Origin of the sequence: Streptomyces sp. GbtcB7 (assembly GCF_019091445.1) — a bacterium.
GTDB classification, from domain to species: Bacteria; Actinomycetota; Actinomycetes; order Streptomycetales; family Streptomycetaceae; genus Streptomyces; species Streptomyces mirabilis.
Map to the genome: position 1 here is coordinate 1 of NZ_JAGXJM010000720.1, position 232 is coordinate 232.

The window sequence follows — 232 nt, forward strand, 5'->3', positions numbered from 1 at the left end:
GACGCCCCCCAGGGTCCGGCGCGCCCCGACGGCGTGCTGCTCACCGACCCCGACGGCCGCGACCAGCCGCTCGTGGTCGCCTATCGCGCGGATGCCGTGCGCCGTGAGCTGGCGGCGCACGCCGTCGCCCACGGCGGTGGCACCGGGCTGCCGCTGCGGCGGCTCACCGCCGCCCCCGGCCCCTCCCGCATCTCCGTCCCCGGCGCGTGCCTCCCCTGCGACACCTGGGTCG

At 80.6% G+C, this 232-nt stretch carries 1 pseudogene; it reads left to right on the plus strand.

Annotation, left to right across the window (positions count from 1 at the left end):
- Positions 1-232 (plus strand): annotated as a pseudogene (locus KVT44_RS57345) (molybdenum cofactor guanylyltransferase); the annotation flags it as partial.